The sequence below is a fragment of the Bartonella sp. AP258QHHD genome, from assembly GCF_042196145.1.
Lineage (GTDB): Bacteria > Pseudomonadota > Alphaproteobacteria > Rhizobiales > Rhizobiaceae > Bartonella.
Genome location: NZ_JBHIPR010000074.1, coordinates 1 through 3,700, shown reverse-complemented (window position 1 = coordinate 3,700; position 3,700 = coordinate 1). Strand labels below are relative to the sequence as shown.

General features: G+C 40.7%; 1 pseudogene. It reads right to left on the bottom strand.

Annotation, left to right across the window (positions count from 1 at the left end):
- Positions 1-3,700 (bottom strand): annotated as a pseudogene (locus ACFIMM_RS08250) (hypothetical protein); the annotation flags it as partial.

Below are 3,700 nucleotides of genomic sequence, written 5' to 3'. Positions count from 1 at the left end.
GACAGTTTTAAGCTTGAAGGTAGGTGCAACCCATTCTCCCTTTTCATTATAACCTGCTCCTCCACCAAAATACGTCGCAAATGTCTGATTCATTGAATAAAGTTGATTACCAGCGACAGCATCTGTTGATTTAGCGCTAATCTCACCATTTGCTAGAAACGTAATTCTACTGTTTTCTTGTGTCCTTACAGCCCTGCCTTGTTCTTCTTGCTTCTTCTCATGACGCGCGACAAAGGCATTGGCTTCATTACTCCAATTCAAAGAATCCTGCGCTACTCCTTCAGAAACCTCTTTAATCCGCGCATTCACATTCTTGATATTCTCATCAAGACCAGTAAATGCACTACCAACATTATCAAAAGAGCCATTTGTTATATTACCAGCTGTATCAACCTTGGATAACTTGTAGGTTGGTCCTGTAAACGTACCCTCAACAAATTTTGCATCGCCACCAAGGAATTTAGCTACATTCTGAGAAATCGTGTTGATCTGACTACCATTAATCGCATCATGTGAACTCTCACCAATGGCACCATCTTTTACATTATGAAGTGCAACTGGTCCTGCATCCTTACCTTTACCTAAAGTCACACTCGTGTAATCAATGCCGCCATTCTCACCCTCTTTTTTATCGTAATGAACAACAGCTGAATCATCTGACTGAAGGCTGGTAGAAAGATCCTTCAGACTTGCATCAAGCTGACCTTTGTTAACAGCTTCATTATCCTTTGTTGCTTCACCAACACCTGAAAGTGTCCGATCCCCTTTGTCTTTATTTGCGATATTGAGTTCTGTACCTTCTACTTCTTTACCAATAGTGATAACTTTTGTCTTTTCATCCTGCTTCGCAAGGCTATCACTGACAACATTGGTAACATCATTATGAACATTCGTGATAGAACTCGCAACTCCAGCAAATGCTTCCGATACACTCTTATAGCTTTCTTCACTTTCTTTACCTTCCGCATCAACTTTCTTGATCACAAAACTTGGAGCTTTCCATTGTCCATCTTTATCATAACCAGCTCCTCCACCAAAATACTCAGCAAATGTCTGATTCATTGAATAAAGCTGATTGCCCGTAATCGCTTCTGTTGAACCTTTAGAAATTTCTCCATCTAATAGAAATTTTAATTTGCTGTTTTCTTGTTCCGCTATAACTTGACCATCTTTCTCTTTGTTCTTTACATGACGCGCGACAAAGGCATTGGCTTCATCATTCCACAACAAAGCATTCTGCTCAATGGTCTGTGTAAGTTCATTGCTGTTCTTAGAAAGCTCATTATGAAGATCTGTCAGCGATGTATCAACACCGCTAAAGGCTGAACCAACATCATGATATGACTGACCACCAACAACATACGTCGGAAGATTGCCTACAAGAACATCAGCACCACCACCTAAATAGCTCGATGTATTTTTAGAAACACTGTCTAGATTAGTAGTCACTGTCGTAACATTTTTATTAGTCGCAAATAACTGAGAGCCATTTACAACTTCTGTCGATTCTGCTGAAAGCACTCCTGCCTTAACACCTGAAAGTGTCCGATCCGTACCAGTCTTGTTGGCAATGTTGAGTTCTGTACCTTCTACTTCTTTACCAATAGTGATAACCTTCGTATTATCATCCTGCTTGGCAAGGCTATCACTGACAACATTAGTTACATCATTATGAACATTCGTGATAGAACTCGCAACTCCAGCAAATGCTTCCGATACACTATTGTAAACCTTTTCCTCACCAGCACTACCATCAGAATTGACAGTTTTAAGCTTGAAGGTAGGTGCAACCCATTCTCCCTTTTCATTATAACCTGCTCCTCCACCAAAATACGTCGCACACTGTTTTTGCAGATCATAAATCTGTCCACCCGTAATCGCATCACTCGAGCCTGATACTATAGAGCCAGCTGCAAGTGATGTAAGCTTGCTGTTCTCTTTATTGTCCCCATGCGTCGCTACAAACGCACCTTTAGTCTTGCCCCATAACAATGCATCGCCTTGAACTGCTTGCGTAATATTACTTAGTTTTTCATCAAACTTTTTGACCTCATTAGACAGATGAGTGTTCACATTCTTGACACTCGTATCAAGACCCGAAAAGGCGCTACCAACATCGTTATGTGAATTAGTCGTTACTGTACCATCGTCAGAAACATTAGAGATTTTATAAGTCGGAGCTGTAAAAACACCCTCTTTAAAGGATGCTTCTCCACCTAAAAACTTAGCTACATCCTCACCTATTTTATTAATCTGGCCACCCGTGATTGCATCACGTGAACCCTTGGCAATCTGACCATCGGCAACATTATGAAGACCAACAGCTGCCTTATCCTTACCTTTGCCTAAAGTCACACTCGTGTAATCAATGCCGCCATTCTCACCCTCTTTTTTATCGTAATGAACAACAGCCGAGTCATCTGATTGAAGGCTGGTAGAAAGATCCTTCAAACCTTTATCAAGCTGACCTTTGTTAACAGCTTCATTATCCTTTGTTGCTTCACCAACACCTGAAAGTGTCCGATCCGTACCAGTCTTGTTGGCTATGTTGATTTCACTGCCTTCTACTTCTTTACCAATAGTGATAAGATTGGTTGCTTGATCTTTCTTAACAAGGCTATCACCTTTCACATTGGTAATCTCATTATTAATTTCTTTGCTAATCTCATTTCTAATATTTGTGAAAGAATTACCAACTCCAGCCAAAGCATCCGCCACATTGCCATAGTCTATCTCTTCAGATTTACCATCATCCTTAACTGTCTTAACCTTAAAACTTGGAGCAGTCCATTGTCCTTGCTCATCATAGCCAGCACCTCCACCAAAATAGGTTGCAAGTTGTTCGTTCAGCGAATAAAGCTGACCACCCGTGATAGCATCCGTTGAATTAGCGCTAATCTCACCATTGGCAAGGAACGTAATTCTACTGTTTTCTTGTGTCCTGACAGCTTTGCCTTTTTCTTCTTGCTTCTTCTCATGACGTGCTACAAAGGCATTGGCTTCATCATTCCATAACAAAGCATCACCTTTAACTTGCTGAGTAATATTCGTTATGTTTTTAGTAAGTTCGCTAAACTTATTTGTTACATTATCATTGACATTCTTGATATTGCTATCAAGCTGGCTTTTGTTAACAGCGTCATTATTGTTCTTTGCTTCACCAACACCAGAAATTATCCGATCCCCACCGCTTTCATTTGCAATATTGATTTCTGCGCCACCTACTTTTGCACCAATAGTGAGACGATGCGTTGTTTTGTCTTGCTGAACAAAGCTCTCGCTTTCCACTTTGGTAATCACATTATTAACCTGTTCAGTCAATTTATTCTGAACATTCGTGATAGAACTTCCAACACCGGCAAGTGCATCCGCTACATTCGTATAGTTCTTGTCAAAAGAAGTACCATCCTCACCAAACTGCTTGATCTTGAAATCCGGTGCTTTCCATTTGCCCTCTTTATCATATCCAGCACCACCACCAAAATAGGTTGCAAGTTGTTCGTTCAGCGAATAAAGCTGACTACCCGTTACGGCATCTGTTGATTTAGCGCTAATCTCACCATTTGCTAGAAACGTAATTCTACTGTTTTCTTGTGTCCTGACAGCTTTGCCTTTTTCTTCTTTACTCTTTTCATGACGCGCTACAAAGGCATCGGCTTCCTTGCTCCATAACAAAGAATCCTGTGCTACTCCTTCAGAA